Source organism: Streptomyces sp. NRRL F-5123 (genome assembly GCF_000721495.1).
Taxonomy (GTDB): Bacteria; Actinomycetota; Actinomycetes; order Streptomycetales; family Streptomycetaceae; genus Actinacidiphila.
The window spans coordinates 339141-358630 of record NZ_JOHY01000002.1; the positions used below are offsets into that span (position 1 = coordinate 339141).

The 19490-nt window shown below is 71.0% G+C and carries 17 protein-coding genes and 1 tRNA gene; 9 read left to right on the forward strand and 9 right to left on the reverse strand.

Annotation, left to right across the window (positions count from 1 at the left end; genetic code table 11):
* Positions 1–146: 146 nt before the first annotated feature.
* Entirely contained in the window at positions 147–677 is a 531-nt protein-coding gene (locus tag IH54_RS0103360; RefSeq protein ID WP_031512736.1) for a peptidylprolyl isomerase, read from the forward strand.
* Between the two features lie 146 nt (positions 678–823).
* The gene (locus IH54_RS0103365) at positions 824–1687 is read left to right on the forward strand and encodes a rhomboid family intramembrane serine protease (protein WP_031512737.1); all 864 of its coding nucleotides are present in this window, start codon (positions 824–826) and stop codon (positions 1685–1687) included.
* 313 nt (positions 1688–2000) lie between these two features.
* On the opposite strand, the gene crgA is transcribed toward IH54_RS0103365, so the two are convergent.
* Positions 2001–2255 (reverse strand): cell division protein CrgA, encoded by a 255-nt coding sequence (gene crgA / locus IH54_RS0103370; RefSeq protein WP_031512738.1) that lies wholly within the window; start codon positions 2253–2255, stop codon positions 2001–2003.
* Positions 2256–2417: 162 nt separating this feature from the next.
* Here crgA and IH54_RS0103375 point away from each other — a divergent pair, with 162 nt between their 5' ends.
* From IH54_RS0103375 to IH54_RS0103395, 5 genes are all read left to right on the forward strand, one after another.
* Positions 2418–3203, forward strand: a complete 786-nt coding sequence (locus IH54_RS0103375) for a DUF881 domain-containing protein (RefSeq protein WP_031512740.1) — start codon at positions 2418–2420, stop codon at positions 3201–3203.
* A gap of 132 nt (positions 3204–3335) precedes the next feature.
* Positions 3336–3512, forward strand: a complete 177-nt coding sequence (locus IH54_RS46040) for a hypothetical protein (RefSeq protein ID WP_031512741.1) — start codon at positions 3336–3338, stop codon at positions 3510–3512.
* Positions 3509–4147: an aminodeoxychorismate/anthranilate synthase component II gene (locus tag IH54_RS0103385; protein ID WP_031512742.1), complete on the forward strand. Its 639-nt coding sequence runs from the start codon at positions 3509–3511 to the stop codon at positions 4145–4147. The genes IH54_RS46040 and IH54_RS0103385 overlap by 4 nt, the downstream gene beginning before the upstream one ends.
* Positions 4144–5634, forward strand: a complete 1491-nt coding sequence (locus IH54_RS0103390) for a class E sortase (RefSeq protein ID WP_031512743.1) — start codon at positions 4144–4146, stop codon at positions 5632–5634. The genes IH54_RS0103385 and IH54_RS0103390 overlap by 4 nt, the downstream gene beginning before the upstream one ends.
* Before the next feature lie 81 nt (positions 5635–5715).
* Positions 5716–6477 (forward strand): class E sortase, encoded by a 762-nt coding sequence (locus tag IH54_RS0103395; RefSeq protein ID WP_107060082.1) that lies wholly within the window; start codon positions 5716–5718, stop codon positions 6475–6477.
* Positions 6478–6537: 60 nt separating this feature from the next.
* Here the strand turns inward: IH54_RS0103395 and pknB are convergent, their stop codons facing one another.
* From pknB to IH54_RS0103425, 6 genes are all read right to left on the reverse strand, one after another.
* Positions 6538–8517, reverse strand: coding sequence for a Stk1 family PASTA domain-containing Ser/Thr kinase (pknB, locus tag IH54_RS0103400; protein WP_031512747.1), 1980 nt, complete (start codon positions 8515–8517; stop codon positions 6538–6540).
* Positions 8518–8692: 175 nt separating this feature from the next.
* On the reverse strand, positions 8693–10147 hold the full coding sequence (locus tag IH54_RS0103405; protein ID WP_031512748.1) for a peptidoglycan D,D-transpeptidase FtsI family protein: 1455 nt from the start codon (positions 10145–10147) through the stop codon (positions 8693–8695).
* The gene (locus IH54_RS0103410) at positions 10144–11529 is read right to left on the reverse strand and encodes an FtsW/RodA/SpoVE family cell cycle protein (protein WP_031512749.1); all 1386 of its coding nucleotides are present in this window, start codon (positions 11527–11529) and stop codon (positions 10144–10146) included. Before IH54_RS0103410 ends, IH54_RS0103405 begins: the two co-directional genes overlap by 4 nt.
* Positions 11530–11551: 22 nt before the next feature.
* On the reverse strand, positions 11552–13177 hold the full coding sequence (locus IH54_RS39270) for a Stp1/IreP family PP2C-type Ser/Thr phosphatase (protein ID WP_234343330.1): 1626 nt from the start codon (positions 13175–13177) through the stop codon (positions 11552–11554).
* A gap of 87 nt (positions 13178–13264) precedes the next feature.
* A complete protein-coding gene (locus tag IH54_RS0103420; RefSeq protein WP_031512753.1) occupies positions 13265–13777 on the reverse strand; it encodes an FHA domain-containing protein FhaB/FipA in 513 nt (170 codons plus the stop codon).
* Positions 13778–13787: 10 nt separating this feature from the next.
* Complete coding sequence (locus IH54_RS0103425) at positions 13788–14714, reverse strand: FhaA domain-containing protein (protein ID WP_031512754.1); 927 nt, start codon at positions 14712–14714, stop codon at positions 13788–13790.
* Between the two features lie 469 nt (positions 14715–15183).
* Between IH54_RS0103425 and IH54_RS0103430 the strand changes: the two genes are divergently transcribed.
* Both IH54_RS0103430 and IH54_RS0103435 read left to right on the forward strand, forming a co-directional pair.
* A tRNA-Leu gene (locus IH54_RS0103430) sits at positions 15184–15267 on the forward strand.
* Positions 15268–15565: 298 nt separating this feature from the next.
* Positions 15566–16141, forward strand: coding sequence for a TerD family protein (locus IH54_RS0103435; protein WP_031512755.1), 576 nt, complete (start codon positions 15566–15568; stop codon positions 16139–16141).
* A 119-nt stretch (positions 16142–16260) separates the two neighbouring features.
* On the opposite strand, the gene IH54_RS0103440 is transcribed toward IH54_RS0103435, so the two are convergent.
* Both IH54_RS0103440 and IH54_RS0103445 read right to left on the reverse strand, forming a co-directional pair.
* On the reverse strand, positions 16261–16704 hold the full coding sequence (locus tag IH54_RS0103440; RefSeq protein WP_031512757.1) for a MarR family winged helix-turn-helix transcriptional regulator: 444 nt from the start codon (positions 16702–16704) through the stop codon (positions 16261–16263).
* Between the two features lie 93 nt (positions 16705–16797).
* On the reverse strand, positions 16798–19476 hold the full coding sequence (locus IH54_RS0103445; RefSeq protein WP_052397014.1) for a SpoIIE family protein phosphatase: 2679 nt from the start codon (positions 19474–19476) through the stop codon (positions 16798–16800).
* Between the last annotated feature and the right edge of the window lie 14 nt (positions 19477–19490).

Below are 19490 nucleotides of genomic sequence, written 5' to 3' on the forward strand. Positions count from 1 at the left end.
CGCGTACGGCATGTGCGGACGGGCATACGGGTCAGTCGGCCCGGTTGCTGCGGAGCCGGCGGGCGCGGAGTGCGGGGGAAGGCCGCGCGGCGGTTCGCGCCGTGCGAGGATCAACCCCTGTCAGCGACGACTATGGAAGGTAGACCGTGGCCGAGGAGCTCTACGCCACCTTGAAGACCAACCAGGGCGACATCGTGATCCGGCTGCTGCCGAACCATGCCCCCAAGACCGTGGCCAATTTCGTCGGGCTCGCCGAGGGCACCCGTGAGTGGACCGACCCGAACACCGGCCAGGCGTCGCACGACCGCCTCTACGACGGCACGGTCTTCCACCGGGTGATCTCCGGTTTCATGATCCAGGGCGGCGACCCGCTGGGGAACGGCACCGGGGGTCCCGGCTACAAGTTCGCCGACGAATTCCACCCGGACCTGGCCTTCACCAAGCCTTACCTGCTGGCGATGGCCAACGCGGGCCCGGGGACCAACGGCTCGCAGTTCTTCATCACCGTGTCCGCGACCGCGTGGCTGACCGGCAAGCACACCATCTTCGGCGAGGTCGCCGACGACGCGAGCCGCAAGGTCGTGGACGCGATCGTGGGCAGCCCCACCAACCCGCGCACCGACCGTCCGCTGGAGGACGTGGTGATCGAGTCGGTCGTCGTCGAGAAGCGCGGCTGACGTAGGCTGCGAGGTCTCCGGACGGCGCCCGGCGCCGTCCGGCGGACGGCGCCGGAATCACGACGGGAACACGGCGCCCCGCCCGCACGTCGGAAGAGCGGGCGGGGCGTTCGGCGCCAGGAGCGCCGCGACAGGGGAGTGGACTCATGGTGGAGGACGGGCCGGTCTGCTGCTACCGGCACCCGGACCGGGAGACCGGCATACGCTGCACCCGGTGCGAGCGGCCGATCTGCCCGGAGTGCATGATCAGCGCCTCCGTCGGCTTCCAGTGCCCGGACTGCGTACGGCGGGGCGCGTCCGCCCACACCCGGCAGCGCACGATCGCGGGCGGCGTGGTCGCCCAGGACCCCTTCCTCGTCACCAAGCTCCTCATCGCGCTCAATGTCGCGGTCTACGCGCTGGAGCTCGCGGTCGGCCGCCGGATCGCCGACGACCTCGGGCTCGGCGCCGTCTGCCAGCCCAAGGGCCTCCCCGGTCGGCAGTGCGCGGGCGTCGCCGACGGCGAGTGGTACCGGATCATCACCTCCGCCTTCGTGCACGACCTCCCGCCCAACTTCACGCACATCCTCTTCAACATGCTGACGCTGTGGTGGATCGGCGGACCGCTGGAGCGCACCCTCGGCCGCAGCCGCTATCTCGCGCTCTACCTGGTCTCGGCCCTGGCGGGCAGCGCCGCGGTGCTGCTGCTGGATCCGGGCGCGCTCACCTTCGGCGCCTCCGGGGCGCTCTACGGGCTCTTCGGCGCGACCGCGGTCTTCGTGAAGCGGCTCAACTACGACATGCGCCCGATCCTGATCCTGCTCGCGATCAACATCTTCTTCACCTTCACCTGGCCGCACGTGAGCTGGCAGGCGCATCTGGGCGGGCTGGTGGGCGGCACCGCGGTCGCCATAGCGATGTTCTACGCCCCGCGCGAGCGGCGGAACGCGGTGCAGTGGGGGACCACCGTCGGGGTGCTGGTGCTCTCACTGGTGCTGAGCGTGATCGCTGTGGCCCAAGTCACGTCCTGACGCCCGTAACCGCCGCCGTTGATCACACGTTATCCACAGCGGGTAGGGAAGCCTGTGCATGGTGTGCGCGCCCTGCGGAAAGGGCGGTGTGCAACCGGCCGGGCGTTCGGATTGCCCCGGTTTTTCCGGCAAGATCACTGCGGTTCGATGTCGGGACAGCAAACGACCGGTGGCCGTCAGCTGCGGCCACCGGTCGTACCGGCGTCAACCTCGTAGAGGTTATCCACAGATCTTCCGACCTTTTCCCCACTGTGGAAATGGCTGTGGATAACTCTGTGGACAACCGTTCCGGCGCTGCCGCCGGGAGTGCCCGCTACTTCCACTGAGTGGAGACGACGAAGCCCCCGGCGATGAAGCCGAAGCCCACGACGATGTTCCAGTTGCCGAACGAGTCCACCGGCAGGTCGCCCTGGGTGACGTAGAAGAGCACGATCCAGGCCAGCCCGACGACGAAGAACGCCAGCATCAGCGGGGCGACCCAGCCGCGGTTGCCCAGCTTTATGGCGGTTGCTGCTTTCACCGGGGGCGGGGTGAAGTCGGCCTTCTTGCGGATCCGTGACTTCGGCACGAGGGACTCTCCTGTCGATGCGCTGCGTAACCGCGCGTGGGTGCTGGGCGGTCCTGGCGGGTATGGGCGGATGTGGGCAGGTACGGAACGGGCGGGGGCGGTGCCGCCGCCGGGCGTCCGTTAGCGTAGTGCTTCATCTGCTTGTTAAGGAGACAGCGTACGGTGGCGACGGATCCCGGCGGAAGCGCACCCGCCCCCTCCTCTCGCCCCGTCTCGCGCACGGTGGCGCTGCGGCTGGCCAGCGCGGGAGTCTTCGCGCTCGCGGGGCTGATCTTCTGGATGAGCTTCGACACCGCCAAGGGCGTCGACATCCGCAGCGACGACCCGCTGCCGAAGCTCTCCGACACCATCCGCACCAAGAACGCCCGCAACGAGCAGTTGGAGGACCAGCTCACCGGCGTGCGCGACGACGTGGACGCGCTCACCCGGCAGGGCAGCGGGCTCGGTGCCGCCGAGCAGGCCAGGATCGACGCCCTCCGCAAGGACGCCGGCACCGCCCCGCTCACCGGCCCCTCCGTCGAGGTCACCCTGAACGACGCCCCGCAGGGCGCGACCCCGCTCATCCCCGGCGTCCCCGACCCGCAGCCCAACGACCTGGTCATCCACCAGCAGGACCTCCAGGCCGTGGTCAACGCGCTCTGGGAGGGCGGCGCCCGCGGCATCCGCGTCATGGACCAGCGGCTGATCTCCACCAGCGCCGTCCGCTGCGTCGGCAACACCCTGATCCTCCAGGGCCGCGTCTACTCCCCGCCTTACCGCATCACCGCGGTCGGTGACCAGGCGAAACTCCGCCAGGCTCTCGACCGGAGCCCGGCGATCCAGAACTACCTCCAGTACGTGGCCGCGTACGGCCTCGGCTGGAAGGTCGGCACCGCCCGCAGCACCACCCTGCCGGGCTACACCGGCTCGACGTCCCTTCACTATGCGCAGCCTGTGGGCCGGCCCTGAAAAACCCCCGGCCAACGGGCTGTTGGCCGCCGGACGCGCAGGTGAAGCCGGGACGAAGCTTTGTCCGGCTACCAACCCACTCCGGGCGATCTCCCCTTACTCTGTTCCGGGGAGCCGGAAGGAAGGGACCGCATGTACGGCTGGATCTGGCGGAATCTGCCGGGCAACGTGTGGATAAGGGCGCTGACCTGCCTGGTGCTGGTGCTGGCGGTCGTCTACCTCCTCTTCCAGTACGTCTTCCCCTGGGCGGAGCCGCTGCTGCCCTTCAATGACGTCACCGTCGACAACGGGATGGCCGCCGTCCGATGAGCACACGCATCCTCGTGGTCGACAACTACGACAGCTTCGTCTTCAACCTGGTCCAGTACCTCTACCAGCTCGGCGCCGAGTGCGAGGTGCTGCGCAACGACGAGGTGCGGCCCGACCACGCGCAGGACGGCTTCGACGGAGTGCTGCTCTCCCCCGGCCCCGGCACCCCCGAGGAGGCCGGGGTGTGCGTCGACATGGTGCGGCACTGCGCGGAGACCGGGGTGCCGGTCTTCGGCGTCTGCCTCGGTGTGCAGTCCATCGCGGTCGCCTACGGCGGCGTCGTCAACCGGGCCCCCGAGCTCCTGCACGGCAAGACGTCGCTGGTGACGCACGAGGGGGCCGGCGTGTTCGCCGGACTGCCGTCGCCCTTCACCGCCACGCGCTACCACTCGCTCGCGGTCGAGGGCCCGACCCTCCCGGACCAGCTGCAGGTCACCGCGTGGACGGACAGCGGGATCATCATGGGGCTCAGACACCGGGAGGCCGCCGTGGAGGGCGTGCAGTTCCACCCCGAGTCGGTGCTCACCGAATGGGGGCACCGGATGCTCGCGAACTGGCTCGCCGAATGCGGTGACGAGGGCGCGAGGGACCGCTCGGAGGGGCTCGCGCCCGTTGTCGGGAGGGCGGGGGCGTGACCACGCTCCGCCCGGAGCGCCCCGCCGACGACGGCCCGATGTCGTACGAGAGCACCGGGCAGTTCAGAGCTGTCGTGGAGCAGCTCGACGATCCGCTGAACGACCCGCTGCCCGGCCGCCCCGCGGCGGTCCCGGAGGAGCAGCAGGAGGCCCCGGGCGGCCGGCGCCCGCGGGACGTCCCGGAGGTCTACGCGGAGCAGGGTCCCGGGCCGGAGCAGCTGTACGCCCCCGCGCCGCAGGCCTTCGCCGGGCCCGCGTCCGCCTCCCCATGGGTCAGCCCCGGACAGCCCGTGGAGGCAGCTCCAGCCCCCGCCGCCCCGTGGGCCAGCCCCGCGCAGCCCGTGGAGGCCGCTCCAGCCCCCGCCGCCCTCCCGTACGAGCCGCCGCCCCCCGGGCCCGTACCGTACGAGGAGGCTCCGGCGCCCGCCGCCGTACCGTACCCGGTGCCTGCCGCCCCGGCGCCGTACGACGAGCCGGCCGGGCCCGTACCGTACGACGAGCCGGCCGCGGATGTGCCGGACGGCGGGCCCGCGGACGGCGGCGGGCACACGGCGGTGCTGCCCGTCTCGGTGCCGGAAGCCGCCGCGGCGGCCACGGCGGCGGCCTCCGTCGCCGCACCGTCCCCGGCGGACGGCGGGCGGGCGGCGCGGCGCAAGGCCGCACGGCAGGGCGGCGGCGGGCACCGGGCCCGCGGCGGCGGCGGCCAGAACGGCGCCGGGCAGGCCGCACAGGCGCAGAGCGCGGCCCCCACCGCACCGCTGAGCCGGGTGGAGGCCAGGCGGGCGGCGAAGGCCGCCAAGGACAGCCCCGCGGTCATCGCCAGCCGGGTCGTGGGCGAGCTGTTCATCACCGCCGGCGTGCTGATGCTGCTCTTCGTCACCTACCAGTTGTGGTGGACCAACGTCCGCGCCCATCGCGAGGCCGCCGGCGCCGCGAACAACCTCCAGCAGAAGTGGGACAACGAGTCCGCGGATCCCAACCGGCTGCCCGGCACCTTCTCGCCCGGCCAGGGCTTCGCGATCATGTACATCCCCAAGCTGGACGTCAAGGCGCCCATCGCCCAGGGCGTCTCCAAGCACAACGTGCTCGACAAGGGCATGATCGGCCACTACGACGGCTCCCTGAACACCGCGATGCCCTGGGACAAGACCGGCAACTTCGCCGTCGCCGCGCACCGCAACACCCACGGCGAGCCCTTCCGCTACATCAACCACCTCACGGCCGGCGACAAGGTGGTGGTCGAGACGGAGAACGAGTACTACACCTATGTGATCACCAGCTCGCTGGCCAGCACCCCGCCGTCCAACATCAGCGTGCTCAAGCCGATCCCGGACGGATCGGGCTTCACCGCGCCCGGCCGCTACCTCACCCTCACCACCTGCACCCCGGAATTCACCAGCACCAACCGGCTGATCGTGTGGGGCAAACTGATCGAGGAGCGTCCGCGCAGCAAGGGCAAGCCGGACGCGCTTGTCGCCGGCGACTGACGGTTCCGCGGGGCCCGCCCCTCGCCGGCAGCGCCGCAGTGCCGCAGTGCCGCAGTGCCATCGGACGGAGAGCTGAACAGCGTGACGACCACCACGACCAGCGAGACGGGCGACCCCGGCGCTCCGGAGAGCGACGGCGGCCAGGGCGGCACCCCGGGCGGCAGGAGTCTCCTCGCCTCCGTCGTGAGCGTCGTCGGCGAGCTGCTCATTACGACGGGGCTGGTCCTGGCCCTCTTCGTCGTCTACTCCCTGTGGTGGACGAACGTGCTGGCCGACCGGCACGAGGCCAAGGAGGCCGACAAGGTCCGCCGGCAGTGGTCCCAGGCGCCGCCCGGAGCGCCTCCGCGCGGCCTGGACACCGGCGACGGCATAGGTTTCCTGCACGTCCCCGCGATGGGCAAGAACTACGAGGTGCTCGTCAAGAAGGGCACCTCGACCAAGGTGCTCAACGAGGGCGTCGCCGGCTACTACACCAAGCCGACCCCGGCGGCCATGCCCTGGGACAAGACCGGCAACTTCACGCTCGCCGCACACCGCGACGGCCACGGCGCGAAGTTCCACAACATCAACAAGATCGACAAGGGCGACGCGATCGTCTTCGAGACCAAGGACACCTGGTACGTCTACAAGGTCTACAAGATCCTCGACCAGACGTCGAAGTACAACGTCGCGGTGACCGCCCAGGTCCCGAAGGAATCCGGCCGCACCAAGCCGGGCCGCTACATCACCCTCACGACCTGCACCCCGGTCTACACCTCGCGCTACCGCTACATCGTGTGGGGCGAGCTGGTCCGCACCCAGAAGGTCGACGCGCAAAGGACGCCGCCGCCCGAACTGAGGTAGTCCGGACGGCGGCGCCCCTGGTTGCGCGGGGGGCCCGGGTCCGCCCCGGGCCCCGCGGGATCAGCCGCCTCCGCCGCCGCCCATCGTCATGACCTGGACCGTCTGGCCCGGCTGGAGCGGTGTGCCCTGCGGCGTGGTGCTGTTGACCACCCGGGCGTTGTCGCCCTGCGGACCGCCGCCGATGACCTGGACGTTCACACCCATCGCCTGCAGCTGCTGCTTGACCTCACCCAGCCGGTGGTTGGTGACGTCCGGCATGACTGCCGGCTGCGTCGGGTCCTGCGTCTGCTGCGGCGCGCCGGAGGAGACGAGCAGGGTGATCGAGTCGTCCAGCTTCGCCGAGGAGCCCGCCTGCGGGTTGGTGCCCATGACCGTGCCGCTCGGATACTGCGGGTCGTTCGAGGGCTGGCTCTGGCTGTGGATGTTGGTGAAGCCCATGTTCTGGAGCTGCTTCTTCGCGCCGGTCTCGGTGTAGCCGGCGAGATCCGGGATGTCCTTCTCCGCCGGCTTGACCGCGACCTTCAGCGTGATGATCGTGTCCTTGGGCTGCTTGCTGCCCGCCTTGGGGTCCTGGCTGATGACGGTGTCCTCGTCAACCGTGGTGGACTCCTGGTCCACCCGCTTGACCTGGAACCCCTGGCTCGTCAGCTGGGTCTGCGCGTCCTCGAACTTGTCGTTGACGACATCCGGCACCTCCTTGGGCGCCACGCCCTTCGACAGGACGACGGTGACCGTCTTGTCGGACGGGACCGGGCTGTCGGCCGCCGGGGTCTGCGAGCAGATCAGGTCCTTGTCGACGGCGTCGCAGAAGGCCGGAGTGCCCGCGACGACCTTCAGCTCGACGTTGCTGCCTGTCGTCGTCGCCTCGTCCAGGGTCTTGCCGACGAAGTTGGGCACCTTCGCGTCGCTGCCCGCGCCGCCGCCGCCGAAGAGCGCCTTGCCCAGGAAGATCGCACCGACCAGCACCAGGACACCGGCCAGCACCAGCAGGACGGTGGACGCGCTGCCGCCGCTCTTCTTCTGCCGGCGCCGGTCGGGGCGCTCGTCGTAGCCGTAGCCGCCGTCGTCGTCACGGGACGGCGGCAGCATCGAGGTGCGCGGGTCGGCCTGCTGCGGCAGGGCGGTGGTGGCGGCGCCGTCCGCGTACGACGGCGGGTAGCCGTAGCCGGCCGCGCCCATCGCGACGGCCGCGGCGACCGGCTGGCCGTCGAGCGCGCTCTCGACGTCGGCGCGCATCTCGTCGGCGCTCTGGTAGCGGTAGTCGGGGTCCTTGGTCAGCGCCTTGAGGACGATCGCGTCCATCGCCGGGGTGACCTCGGGGTCGAAGACCGACGGCGGCTGCGGGTCCTCGCGGACGTGCTGGTAGGCCACCGCCACCGGGGAGTCGCCCACGAAGGGCGGCCGCACGGTCAGCAGCTCGTAGAGCAGGCAGCCGGTCGAGTAGAGGTCCGAGCGGGCGTCGACCTGCTCGCCCTTGGCCTGCTCCGGCGACAGGTACTGCGCGGTGCCGATGACCGCCGCGGTCTGCGTCATGGTCATGCCGGAGTCGCCCATCGCACGGGCGATGCCGAAGTCCATGACCTTGACCTGGCCCGTACGGGTCAGCATCACGTTGGCCGGCTTGATGTCCCGGTGGACGATGCCCGCGCGGTGGCTGTACTCCAGTGCCTGGAGGATGCCGACGGTCATCTCCAGCGCCCGCTCCGGCAGCAGCTTGCGCCCTGAGTGGAGCAGCTCGCGCAGGGTCGAGCCGTCGACGTACTCCATCACGATGTACGGGATCGAGACGCCGTCGACGTAGTCCTCGCCGGTGTCGTACACGGCGACGATCGAGGGGTGGTTGAGCGAGGCGGCCGACTGGGCCTCCCGGCGGAACCGGGCCTGGAACGACGGGTCGCGGGCGAGGTCCGCCCGCAGCGTCTTCACCGCCACGGTACGGCCGAGACGGGTGTCATGCGCGAGGTACACCTCCGCCATGCCACCGCGGCCGAGCACCGAGCCCAGCTCGTACCGGCCGCCGAGGCGACGCGGCTCTTCCATAGCTCTGCCCTCTCCTCAAACCCGTATCTTGACGTTCACGACCTGAATCCGTTAATCCCTGCCCTGCGCTGCACGGAGCTACGGTACCGGGCATTTCCCGCGGATCCGCGCCCTCGCCCTCCGCCGATACCTGACCGGTATGTGAACAGCGGCGACACCGTGCGTGACGTTGGTCTCACTTGCCCAGCACCGCCTCCATGACGCTCTTGGCGATGGGTGCCGCGAGGCCGCCGCCCGTGATGTCGTCGCGGTTGGCGGCGCCGTCCTCGACGACGACCGCGACCGCCACCGGCGAGCCGTGGTCGGTCATGGCGTAGGAGACGAACCACGCATAGGGGGCCTTGTCGTTGTTGACGCCGTGCTGCGCGGTGCCGGTCTTGCCGCCGACCCGCACCCCGGGGATCTTCGCGTTCTTGCCGGTGCCGGAGGTGACGACGGTCTCCATCATCGACTGGAGCGCCTGGGCGTTCTTCGGCGAGAGCGGGGTGCTCAGCTGCTTCGGGGTGGTCTGCGAGACGGTGCTGGTGTTGGGCGCCTCCAGCTTGTCCACCTCGTACGGCTGCATCAGGACGCCGTTGTTGGCGATGGCCGAGGCGACCATGGCCATCTGGAGCGGCGTCGCGGCCGTGTCGAACTGGCCGATGGAGGACTGGGCGACGTGGTCGGTGCTCATCTTGGTGTCGAAGTTGCTCGCGTTGGCGCGCACCGGGACGAACTGCTCCTTGTTGAAGCCGAACTTCTCGGCCTCCGCCACCATGTCCTTCAGGCCGACCTTGGTGCCGAGCTTGCCGAAGACCGTGTTGCAGGACTGCCGCAGCGCGTCGCGCAGGGTGGCGTCCTTGCACTTGATGCCGCCCTCGTTCTTCAACTGCGTGGTGGTGCCCTCGGGCGTGTACGGGTCGGGCGAGTCGGTCTTGGCGTCGATGTCGGTGACCTGGCCGTTCTCCAGCGCGGCGGCGGCGGTGACCAGCTTGAACGTCGAGCCCGGCGGGTAGGTGATGCGCAGCGCGCGGTTCTGCGTGGGGTCGTCGGGGTTGTTCTTCTTGTCGAGCGCCGCCCATGCGTCGCCGTCGTTGCTGCCGGCGATCGTCGAGGGGTCGTACGACGGGGTGCTCGCCATCGCCAGGATCGCGCCGGTGCGCGGGTCGAGCGCGACGACCGCGCCCTTCTTGTCGCCGAGCCCGTTGTACGCGGCCTTCTGCGCCTTGGCGTTGAGCGTCGTCACCACGTTGCCGCCCTGCCGCTGCTTGCCGGTGAGCAGGTCGATGGTGCGGTTGAAGAACAGCCGGTCGTCGTCGCCGGTGAGGAAGCTGTCCTCGACGCCCTCCAGCATGGTCGTCCCGTAGACCTGCGAGGCGTAGCCGGTCACCGGCGCCCACATCTTGCCGTTGGTGTAGGTGCGCTTGTACTTGAAGTCGCTGCCGGTGGTCTCGGCGTGGCCGGTGACCGCCTTGCCGTCGACGATGATGTCGCCGCGCGGCTGGGCGAACTGGTTGATCGCCACCCGCCGGTTGTTCTTGTCGTTGTTGAGCTGGTCGGCCTGGACGAACTGCACGTAGTTCACCCGCAGCAGCAGGGCGAGGACGAGCAGGCCGCAGAAGATCGCAACCCGTCGCAGTGGCTTGTTCACTGGCTCTTCACCACCTGGGTCGCTTCGGCGTCGGGGGATCCGGCGGGGGTCGGGGCGGGCCGGCGTGCGGTGTCGCTGATCCGCAGCAGGATCGCCACCAGGGCCCAGTTGGCGATCACCGAGGAACCTCCCTGCGCCATGAAGGGCATCGTCATACCGGTGAGCGGGATGAGCCCGGTCACACCGCCCGCCACCACGAAGACCTGCAGCGCGAATGCGCCGGACAGGCCGATGGCCAGCAGCTTGCCGAACGGGTCGCGGGCGGCCAGCGCGGTGCGGACGCCGCGCTCGATCAGCAGCCCGTAGAGCAGCAGCACGGCCATCACACCGGCGAGGCCCATCTCCTCGCCGACGGTGGCGAGGATGTAGTCGCTCTTGGGCGCGATGCCGTGGATCAGCCGGGAGTAGCCCTGGCCGAGCCCGGAGCCGAACAGCCCGCCGGCGCCGAAGGCGTAGCGGGCCTGGGCGGTCTCGGTCACGCCGCCGTTGGGGGCCAGCGCGAGCGGGTGCAGCCAGTCCTGGACGCGGATCTTCACGTGCGGCTCGGTCGAGGCGACCGCGACCGCGCCGGCCGAGCTGAGCAGCAGGCCGAAGACGATCCAGCTGGTGCGCTCGGTGGCCACGTACAGCATGATCACGAAGAGGCCGAAGAAGAGCAGCGAGGTGCCGAGGTCGGTCTCGAAGATCAGGATGAGCAGGCTCACGGCCCAGATCACCAGGATCGGGCCGAGGTCGCGCCCGCGCGGCAGGTACAGGCCCATCACCCGGCGGCTGGCCAGCGCCAGCGCGTCGCGCTTCACCATGAGGTAGCCGGCGAAGAAGATGGTGATGACGATCTTGGCGAACTCGCCGGGCTGCAGCGAGCCGATGCCGGGCAGCGTCACCCAGATCCGGGCGCCGTAGACGGGCGGGAAGAACACCGGCAGGACCAGCAGGAACAGCGCCAGCGCCATGGAGATGTAGGTGTAGCGCTGCAGGATGCGGTGGTCCTTGAGGAAGACCAGCACCGCGATGAAGAGCGCCACGCCGAACGTCGACCACATCAGCTGCTTGGACGCCATCGGGGCGCCGAGGCTGGGCTCCTGGTCGAGCCGCCAGATCAGCACCAGGCCGAGGCCGTTGAGCAGCGTCGCGATCGGCAGCATCAGCGGGTCGGAGTACGGCGCGAACTTGCGCACCAGCAGATGGGCCACCCCGGCGAGCAGACCGAGGCCCACGCCGTAGCCGAGCAGGCCCGCCGGGACCGAACCGTTCATGGCCAGCCCGACGTTCGCGTAGGCGAAGACCGGGATGAGGACGGCGAACAGGAGCAGGGCCAGCTCGGTGTTGCGGCGGTTGGGAGCGCCGATCGACGTGATGGTGGTGGTGTTGCTGGCGCTCATGACGAGCCGAGCCCTCCTGGACTTACGACTGCCCCGACGGGCAGTTCCGGGCCTTCGCCTGCTCTTCCGGCGACAGGGTCTCGGTCGTGGGCGGGGTCGTGGCCTTGCCGGTGTCGGCCTTGTCGGGACCCGACGCGTCGGGGCTGTTCTTGCCGGGGGTCGGGGTGCTCGTCGGCTTGCCCACCTCGGGGCCGGCCGCGCCGGCGGCACCGGTGCTGGTGGGCAGGGCGGTCTTCGCCTTGTCGAGCGGGCTCGCGGCCTGGTCGTCCTTGTCCGACGCCTTGTCCCCGGTTCCGGTGTCCGCTCCCGGCGTCCCGGCGGTGTTCTGCGCCTTGATCCGCTCGGCCTTCTCGCAGACCTTCGCCTGGTCGCCGAGCTCCTTCGCCTTGCTCTCGGCCTGGCTCAGGCTGCTCATCGCGATGGTGTCGGTGACCTGGCTGCGCAGGTAGTCCGGCAGGTAGGCGAGCTTGATCTCGGGGTGCTCCTTGTGGAGCTTCGACATGCTGACCCAGACCAGCTTCTGGTCGATGCCCTGGTAGACGGCGACGTGGTCGCCCTTGGTACCGACGTAGTACTGCGTCTGCGCCCAGGTGTAGAAGCCGTAGAGGCCGCCGCCGGCGACCACGGCGAGGACGGCCGTGCCGATCACCGTGCGCTTGACCCACGACCTCTTGCGGGGCTTGTCCGGCTCGGCGTCCTCGTGCTCGCCGAACGTGCCGAGCGGGGCGCCGGGGACCGGCCCGCCGCTGCCGGGCGGGCCGAACGCGCCGGCCGGGCCCGCCTGCTGCGGGGCGCGGCCCAGCTCCGCGGCGCGGCCGGCCGGGGTCTGCAGGTGGCGGGCGTCGCTGAGCGGCAGCTGGGTGTCGGCGACCGCGCCGACCACCACGGGGGTGTCGTTGAGCTGGCCGGACAGGGTGTCGCCGTCGTCGGTGTCCAGGACGTCGGCGACGATGCAGGTGATGTTGTCGGGGCCGCCGCCGCGCAGCGCGAGCTGGATCAGCTCCTGGACCGTCTCGTGCGGTGCCTGGTAGCCGGCCAGGGTGTCCTCGAGGGTCTGGTGGCTCACGACGCCGGACAGGCCGTCGGAGCAGATCAGATAGCGGTCGCCGACCCGCACCTCGCGGATGGACAGGTCGGGTTCGACCCGCTCGCCGCTGCCCAGCGCACGCATCAGCAGCGAGCGCTGCGGATGGGTGGTGGCCTCCTCCTCGGTGATCCGTCCCTCGTCCACCAGCCGCTGCACCCAGGTGTGGTCCTGGGTGATCTGGGTCAGGACGCCGTCGCGCAGCAGATACGCGCGGGAGTCGCCGACGTGGACCAGGCCGAGCCGCTGGCCGGTCCACAGCAGGGCGGTGAGCGTGGTGCCCATGCCCTCCAGCTGCGGGTCCTCCTGGACCATCTGCAGCAGCTGGTCGTTGGCGCGCTGCACCGCGGAACCGAGCGACGTCAGGATGTCGGAACCGGGAATGTCGTCGTCGAGCGAGACAATGGTGGAGATCACCTCGGAGGAGGCGACCTCCCCGGCGGCCTGTCCGCCCATGCCGTCGGCGATCGCGAGCAGACGGGGACCGGCATAGCCGGAGTCCTCGTTCCCCTCGCGGATCATGCCCTTGTGCGAACCGGCGGCGAAACGCAGGCTCAGAGACATGCGTACCTCCCCCGTCGGCTCCGGGTACATCCGCACGCTGCCCACCCTCTCGCTCGCGCGTCGTGGCTCCGCTCGCTCATTGTGCGACTACTTCCGCAGCTCGATGACGGTCTTGCCGATGCGGATCGGTGCACCCAGCGGGACCGGGGTCGGCGTGGTGAGCCGATTCCGGTCGAGATAGGTGCCGTTCGTGGACCCGAGGTCCTCCACGATCCACTGGCCGTCGCGATCCGGGTAGATCCTGGCATGCCGGCTGGACGCGTAGTCGTCGTCGAGGACGATCGTCGAATCGTGCGCCCGGCCGAGCGTGATCGTCTGGCCCTGCAGCGCCACCGTCGTTCCGGCGAGCGACCCCTCGGACACCACCAGCTTGGTGGGGGCGCCGCGCCGCTGGCGCGGGCTCTGCGGCGGCTGCTGCGCCTGCGGCGCGGCCTGCTGGCGCTGCTGCGGCGGGCGCGTCCCGGCGTCACGGCGCCCCGCGCGCTGGGTCACCCGGGTCCCGAAGAGGTCACTGCGGATGACCTGCACCGCGACGATCACGAACAGCCACAGCACGGCGAGGAAACCCAGCCGCATGACCGTCAGGGTCAGCTCTGACATTGGCCCCGCTTCACCCTTCGGCTTGCCGGTAGACGATGGTCGTGCTCCCCACGACGATGCGGGAGCCGTCGCGGAGCGTAGCGCGCTGGGTGTGCTGCCCGTCCACCACAATGCCGTTTGTCGACCCGAGGTCCTGCACGAGTGACGGCATGCCGACCCTGATCTCGCAGTGTTTGCGTGATACGCCCGGGTCGTCCACCCGCACGTCGGCCTCGGTGGAACGGCCCAGCACCAGCGACTGCCTGGTGATCTGGTGCCGCGTTCCGTTGATCTCGATCCAGCGCCGCATGGACGCGCCGGGGGCGCCGGCCGGGACACCCGTGCCCGGGAGCCGGGTGACCGGCCGGGCGCCGCCACCGGGCGGCGGCGCGGCGGGCATGGGGGGCGGTGCCGCGGGGCGCGGTCCGGCGGCGGGGAGGGCCGGCGGTCCGCCGGCGGGCGGGTAGGGCGCGTGCTGCGGCGGATACCCCTGCGGCGCCTGCGGTGCTGCCTGGTACGCAGCCGGCCGCGGCTGCTGCCGCTCCGGCGGGAGCTGCTGAGGGTGCTGGGGGTGCTGGGATTCGCTGGAGGCCAGGGTGCGGCTGCGCACCCGGTAGAGCCCGGTGTCCAGATCGGCTGCCCGCTCCAGGTGGACCTTGATGGGTCCCATGAACGTGTAGCGCTGCTGCTTGGCGTAGTCGCGGACCATGCCGGCCAGCTCGTCGCCCAGCTGGATCGCGTACGGGCTCAGCCGCTCGAAGTCGGTGCCGCTCAGCTCCACGATGAAGTCGTTGGGCACGACCGTGCGGTCGCGGTTCCAGATCGTGGCGTTGTTGTCGCACTCGCGCTGGAGCGCACCCGCGATCTCGACGGGCTGCACCTCGCTCTTGAACACCTTGGCGAAGGTGCCGTTCACCAGTCCTTCCAGGCGCTGCTCAAAGCGCTTCAGCACTCCCACGGGGCACCTCCCTCCTCGGGCCTTCCTCCGAGTCGAATCCGATACTGCTTACTGATCGTATCCACGCGCGGGAAAAACCTGCGGTTCCCCGAACGCCCTGCACAGGGCAGTGTCAACCCTCACACGCCCACGCTTCCCCGCCGTTCCCCTTGTCCCCCTTCAGCTGCCTCCGGTCGCCTTCCACCTGCACGCACCCGCTCCACAGCGATGGTAGATCCGGCTCCGTGCCAAGTGTCCCCAGTCTCCCGCACGACCGGGTACCCCCGTGCCGACTCCCGCAACCCGTCGCTCCGTTCCCGCCACCCTTTCCGCCACCGCTTCGGCCACCGCCCCCACCCCGTCCGGCCCAGGCCAAACGGATGTGATTCCACCCCTGCCCCCGTGCTAATCTTCTGCATGTCGGAAGGCGCTCACCGCCACCGGACCGAACAGTCCACCGGATGTGTGAGAATCGAACGACAGCACCCATGCGCGGGTGGCGGAATAGGCAGACGCGCTGGATTCAGGTTCCAGTGCCCGAAAGGGCGTGGGGGTTCAACTCCCCCCTCGCGCACAATATGTGAGCACTCGGTGTGCAAGTGTGACCGGGATCTCATGACCCCCGCTCCGGATTCCTTCCGGAGCGGGGGTTTTTCGTGCTGCCGTCAGGATCGGGCGGAGGTGGCCCCGGACGCGCTCGGGGCGGCGGGTGGAGCGGCCCGCGCCGCCGCCGGGCACGCCGAGCCGGAGCGGCCGGGCGCCTACGGTGGCAGCCCGCCGGGAACCGGGGCAGGGTGGTGTGCGTTGGAGCCATTGGGCAAAGAAATCGTCAAGTGGCGCGGCCCGCGCCGGATTGAGCAGGGAGATCCACCATGGGTGTCAGCCTTTCCAAGGGCGGCAATGTCTCACTGACGAAGGAGGCCCCCGGACTCACGGCGGTCGCCGTCGGCCTGGGCTGGGACGTCCGCACGACCACCGGCACGGACTTCGACCTCGACGCGAGCGCACTGCTGCTCGACGCCGCGGGCAAGGTCGTCTCGGACAAGCACTTCGTCTTCTTCAACAACCTCAAGAGCCCCGACGGCTCGGTCGAGCACACCGGTGACAACCTCACCGGTGAGGGCGAGGGCGACGACGAGACCATCAACGTCAACCTGGCCGGCGTGCCCGCCGAGGTCGACAAGATCGTCTTCCCGGTCTCGATCTACGACGGTGAGACCCGGCAGCAGAGCTTCGGCCAGGTGCGCAACGCGTTCATCCGGGTCGTCAACCAGGCCGGAGGCGCCGAGATCGCCCGCTACGACCTGACCGAGGACGCCTCGACCGAGACGGCGATGGTCTTCGGCGAGCTGTACCGCAACGGGCCGGAGTGGAAGTTCCGCGCCGTCGGCCAGGGGTACGCCTCCGGCCTGCGCGGCATCGCGCAGGACTTCGGCGTCAACCTCTGACGTACGCGGTCGCCTCTGACGTTCGCGGTCGCCTCTGGCGTACGCGCGAATCCCCGGCGTACGCCGGTCGCAGGCGTGACAGCCCCGTCCGCCGCCCCCCCACGGGTGGCGGACGGGGCTCACGGCTGTGCCGCCGCGGCGTCCGCGTTGTAGCGGACGAGGTAGCGGGCGAAGCGCTCCAGGTCCTCCGGGTCCCATGCGGCCAGCCGCGCCTGGATGGACTCCTGGCGGCTGCGGCGGGCGGAGGCGAGGATCTCCTTCCCGCCGGGCGCCAGGTGCAGCACCTGAACCCGGTGGTCCTTCTCGTCCACCCGGCGCTCGATGAAGCCCAGCTTCTCCAGCGCGGCGACCTGCCGGCTGACCGTGGACTTGTCCAGCATGTAGTGGGTGGCCAGGTCGGTGGCCCGGCAGCCCTGCTGCTCCTCCAGATGCGCCAGGATCGTGTACGACACGAGCGAGAGCTCGGGGTGCATGCGCGCCGCGGTGGCCCGCGCGCGGCGGGCGAACGCGGTCAGCTCGCGCTGGACGATGTCCAGGGACGACGACGACTCCCGGGCGTTCATGGCTGCGACTCCTCACACCGGCACTCGCGCCGGCCGTCCCGCCGGGGTCAGGTGACCGCCTGCCGGCGCGAAGCGTTGTAGAGTGCAACAATATCAGCTGGGTAGTGGAAGTTCGAACCACACGACCTTGCCGACCGCCTTGCGGCTCGTCCCCCAGCGCGTCGACATGTGCGACACCAGCGCCAGCCCGCGCCCCTCGACGTCGTCCGCCTCGGCGCGCTGCAGCTGCGGCAGGTTGTGGTTGTCGTCACTGACCTCCACCAGCAGCTTGCCGACCCGCATCAGCCGCAGCTCCACCTCGTAGGACGCCGCCCGGATCGCGTTGGTGACCAGCTCGCTGACCAGCAGTTCGGTCGTCTCACTCAGCCGCTGCAGGCCCCAGCAGTCGAGCTGCCGCCGGGTCAGGTCGCGGGCCCGCGCGACGTCGGACTCGTCCACCCGCAGCCGCCACTGCACCACGTCGCGCGGCGGGATGCCCTCGAACCTGGCGACCAGCAGCGCCACGTCGTCGCGCCGGTCCTCGGAGTGCACCCGCTGCAGGATCTGCGCGCAGACGTCCTCGGGCGTCTGCTGGGGCTCGATCACATGCGCGCACAGCGCGGCGAGTCCGGCGTCTATGCCCTGGCCGCGCACTTCCACCAGGCCGTCGGTGCACAGCACCAGCCAGCTGCCGTCCGGCACCGGGATCTCCACCGTCTCGAACGGAACCCCGCCCACCCCGATCGGCGCGCCGCCAGGGATCGTCAGCAGCTCGCTGCGCCCGTCGTGACCGGCCAGAACCGGTGGGATGTGCCCGGCGTTGGCGAGCGTGAGGGTGCGGTTGATCGGGTCGTAGACGGCGTAGACGCAGGTCGCGAGGTGGTCGGTGCCCAGGCGGTGGGCCAGGTTGTCCAGATGCCGCAGCAGCTGGGCGGGCGGCAGGTCGAGGGCGGCCATGGTGATCACCGCGGTACGGAACTGGCCCATCACGGCCGCCGCCTGGAGCCCGTGGCCCATCACGTCGCCGACGATCAGCGCGACCCGGCCGCCCGGCAGCTGGATCGCGTCGAACCAGTCGCCGCCGACCTGGGCCTGCCGGTCGCCGGGCATGTAGTGGTGCGCGATGCGCACGCCGGGGATCCGGGGCGGCCTGGTCGGCATCATCGAGCGCTGGAGCGTCGCGGCCGCGCGCGACTCCAGCCGGTGGAGCCGGGCGTTGTCGAGATGCACGGCCCCACGGGCGGCGACCTCGGCGGCGGTGGCGGCATCCCGAGCGTCGAAGGGGCGGCGTCCCGGGCCGCGGACGAAGCACATCCGGCCCAGGACCGTACCGCGGGCGGTGAGCGGCGCGAGGATCAGCGAGTGGCCCGCCAGCAGACCGCCGAGCGCCGCGACGCCCAGGTCGGCGGCGATGTCCGCGGCGAGCGAGGGGTCGACGACGGGTACGAGGACCGGGTCGCCGAGCCGCGGCATCGCGTCCTGCGCGGGCAGCGTCAGCAGCTCGCCCTCCGGAAGCGCCGACTCCCAGGCGGGCCAGGTCACGGCGGGCTCGGGCTGGTGGGCCAGGGCGATCCGGCGGACCACGACGCTGTCGGCCGCGCGGTCGTCCTTGAGCGGTTCGGTGTCGGAGAAGAGCTGGTCGACGACGAGCACGCTGGCCAGGTCCGCGAAGCGGGGGACGGTGACCGAGCACAGCTCGCGCGCGGTCAGCTGGAGGTCCAGGGTGGAGCCGACGACGGAGCCGGTCTCGCGCAGCAGCGACAGCTGTTCGTCGAGCGCGCTGCCGGGCGAATTGCCGCGCCGTGCCGCCCGGCCGGCGGGGCCGTCCCCGGGCGGTGGCGCGACAGGTCCCGCGGGGCGCCCGGAACGCGCGGGCCGGTCCGGGCCAGCGGGCGAGGGCGGGGCGGCGGCCGGGTGCGGCGCCGTGTCTCCCGTGTCTCCCGGGGTTCCCGGGGCGGGGAAGCCGGGGGAGTACGGAAGGGGATGGCCGGAGGCGGGCGGAGGGACGGCGGTGAGGGCTGACGCGCTTGAACGGTCACCACTGTGGGTAGTCGAAAAGTGTCGGGGAGTGGTGGAGCCGGGAGTGGCGGTCCGGTCCGGGCGGGGGCCGGGCAGCAGCTCGCGGCGGGCCGAGCGGTCGGCGCGGGCGGCCGCGGCGACCTGGGCGTAGTCCTGCGGGGTGACCGGCAGCCGGACGCTGCCCTCGATCTCGATCGCGGGGTGCCCGAGCGGGGCGATCTGCCGGACGATGCGGTCCAGCCGGCCGGGGCCGACGCCGGGCAGTACGGTCGCGAGCCGGGCCGTCAGCGCATGGCCCTGCGCGGGGTCGGGCGCGGGGGACAGGACGGCGGCGACGGCGATGTCCTGACGCTGCGGGCCTTCCGCGACGTAGGGCAGCAGCCGGCCGCCCACCGCGATCCGCAGCGAGCCCGTCCGCAGCGGCCTGCCGTGCGTGGCGATGGCGAGCAGGCTGCGTCCGCCGGGTTCGGTGATGCGGTACGTCCACCACAGCACGTCCTTGACGGTGCCGTCCCGGTCGGCGGCGGCCAGCGCGCCGGACCAGGCGGAGGTGGTGAGGTCGTCGAGGACGTCGAGGGTGTCCTGGCGCGTGGTGCCCGACGTGGTGTGCAGCGCTCCTGCGGCGGTGCGGGTGGGGGTGAGCAGGCCCGAGGCGTGATGGCCGAAGACGTGCTCCCAGCGGTGGCCGAACAGCTCCTCCGCGCCGCGGTTCCAGTACGAGATCCGGCCGTCCGGGTCGACGCACAGCACGGCGAGGCGGAGCAGCGCGGTCATGCCCGGCAGGCCGC

What these genes read in the sequence shown, in the direction of transcription:
- IH54_RS46040 (WP_031512741.1), top strand. Translation starts at nt 3,336, where the DNA reads ATGTACGGCTGGATCTGGCGGAATCTGCCGGGCAACGTGTGGATAAGG.
- IH54_RS0103435 (WP_031512755.1), top strand. Translation starts at nt 15,566, where the DNA reads ATGGGTGTCAGCCTTTCCAAGGGCGGCAATGTCTCACTGACGAAGGAG.
- IH54_RS39270 (WP_234343330.1), bottom strand. Translation starts at nt 13,177, where the DNA reads ATGTCTCTGAGCCTGCGTTTCGCCGCCGGTTCGCACAAGGGCATGATC.
- IH54_RS0103420 (WP_031512753.1), bottom strand. Translation starts at nt 13,777, where the DNA reads ATGTCAGAGCTGACCCTGACGGTCATGCGGCTGGGTTTCCTCGCCGTG.
- IH54_RS0103410 (WP_031512749.1), bottom strand. Translation starts at nt 11,529, where the DNA reads ATGAGCGCCAGCAACACCACCACCATCACGTCGATCGGCGCTCCCAAC.
- IH54_RS0103445 (WP_052397014.1), bottom strand. Translation starts at nt 19,476, where the DNA reads ATGACCGCGCTGCTCCGCCTCGCCGTGCTGTGCGTCGACCCGGACGGC.
- IH54_RS0103385 (WP_031512742.1), top strand. Translation starts at nt 3,509, where the DNA reads ATGAGCACACGCATCCTCGTGGTCGACAACTACGACAGCTTCGTCTTC.
- IH54_RS0103440 (WP_031512757.1), bottom strand. Translation starts at nt 16,704, where the DNA reads ATGAACGCCCGGGAGTCGTCGTCGTCCCTGGACATCGTCCAGCGCGAG.
- IH54_RS0103365 (WP_031512737.1), top strand. Translation starts at nt 824, where the DNA reads ATGGTGGAGGACGGGCCGGTCTGCTGCTACCGGCACCCGGACCGGGAG.
- pknB (WP_031512747.1), bottom strand. Translation starts at nt 8,517, where the DNA reads ATGGAAGAGCCGCGTCGCCTCGGCGGCCGGTACGAGCTGGGCTCGGTG.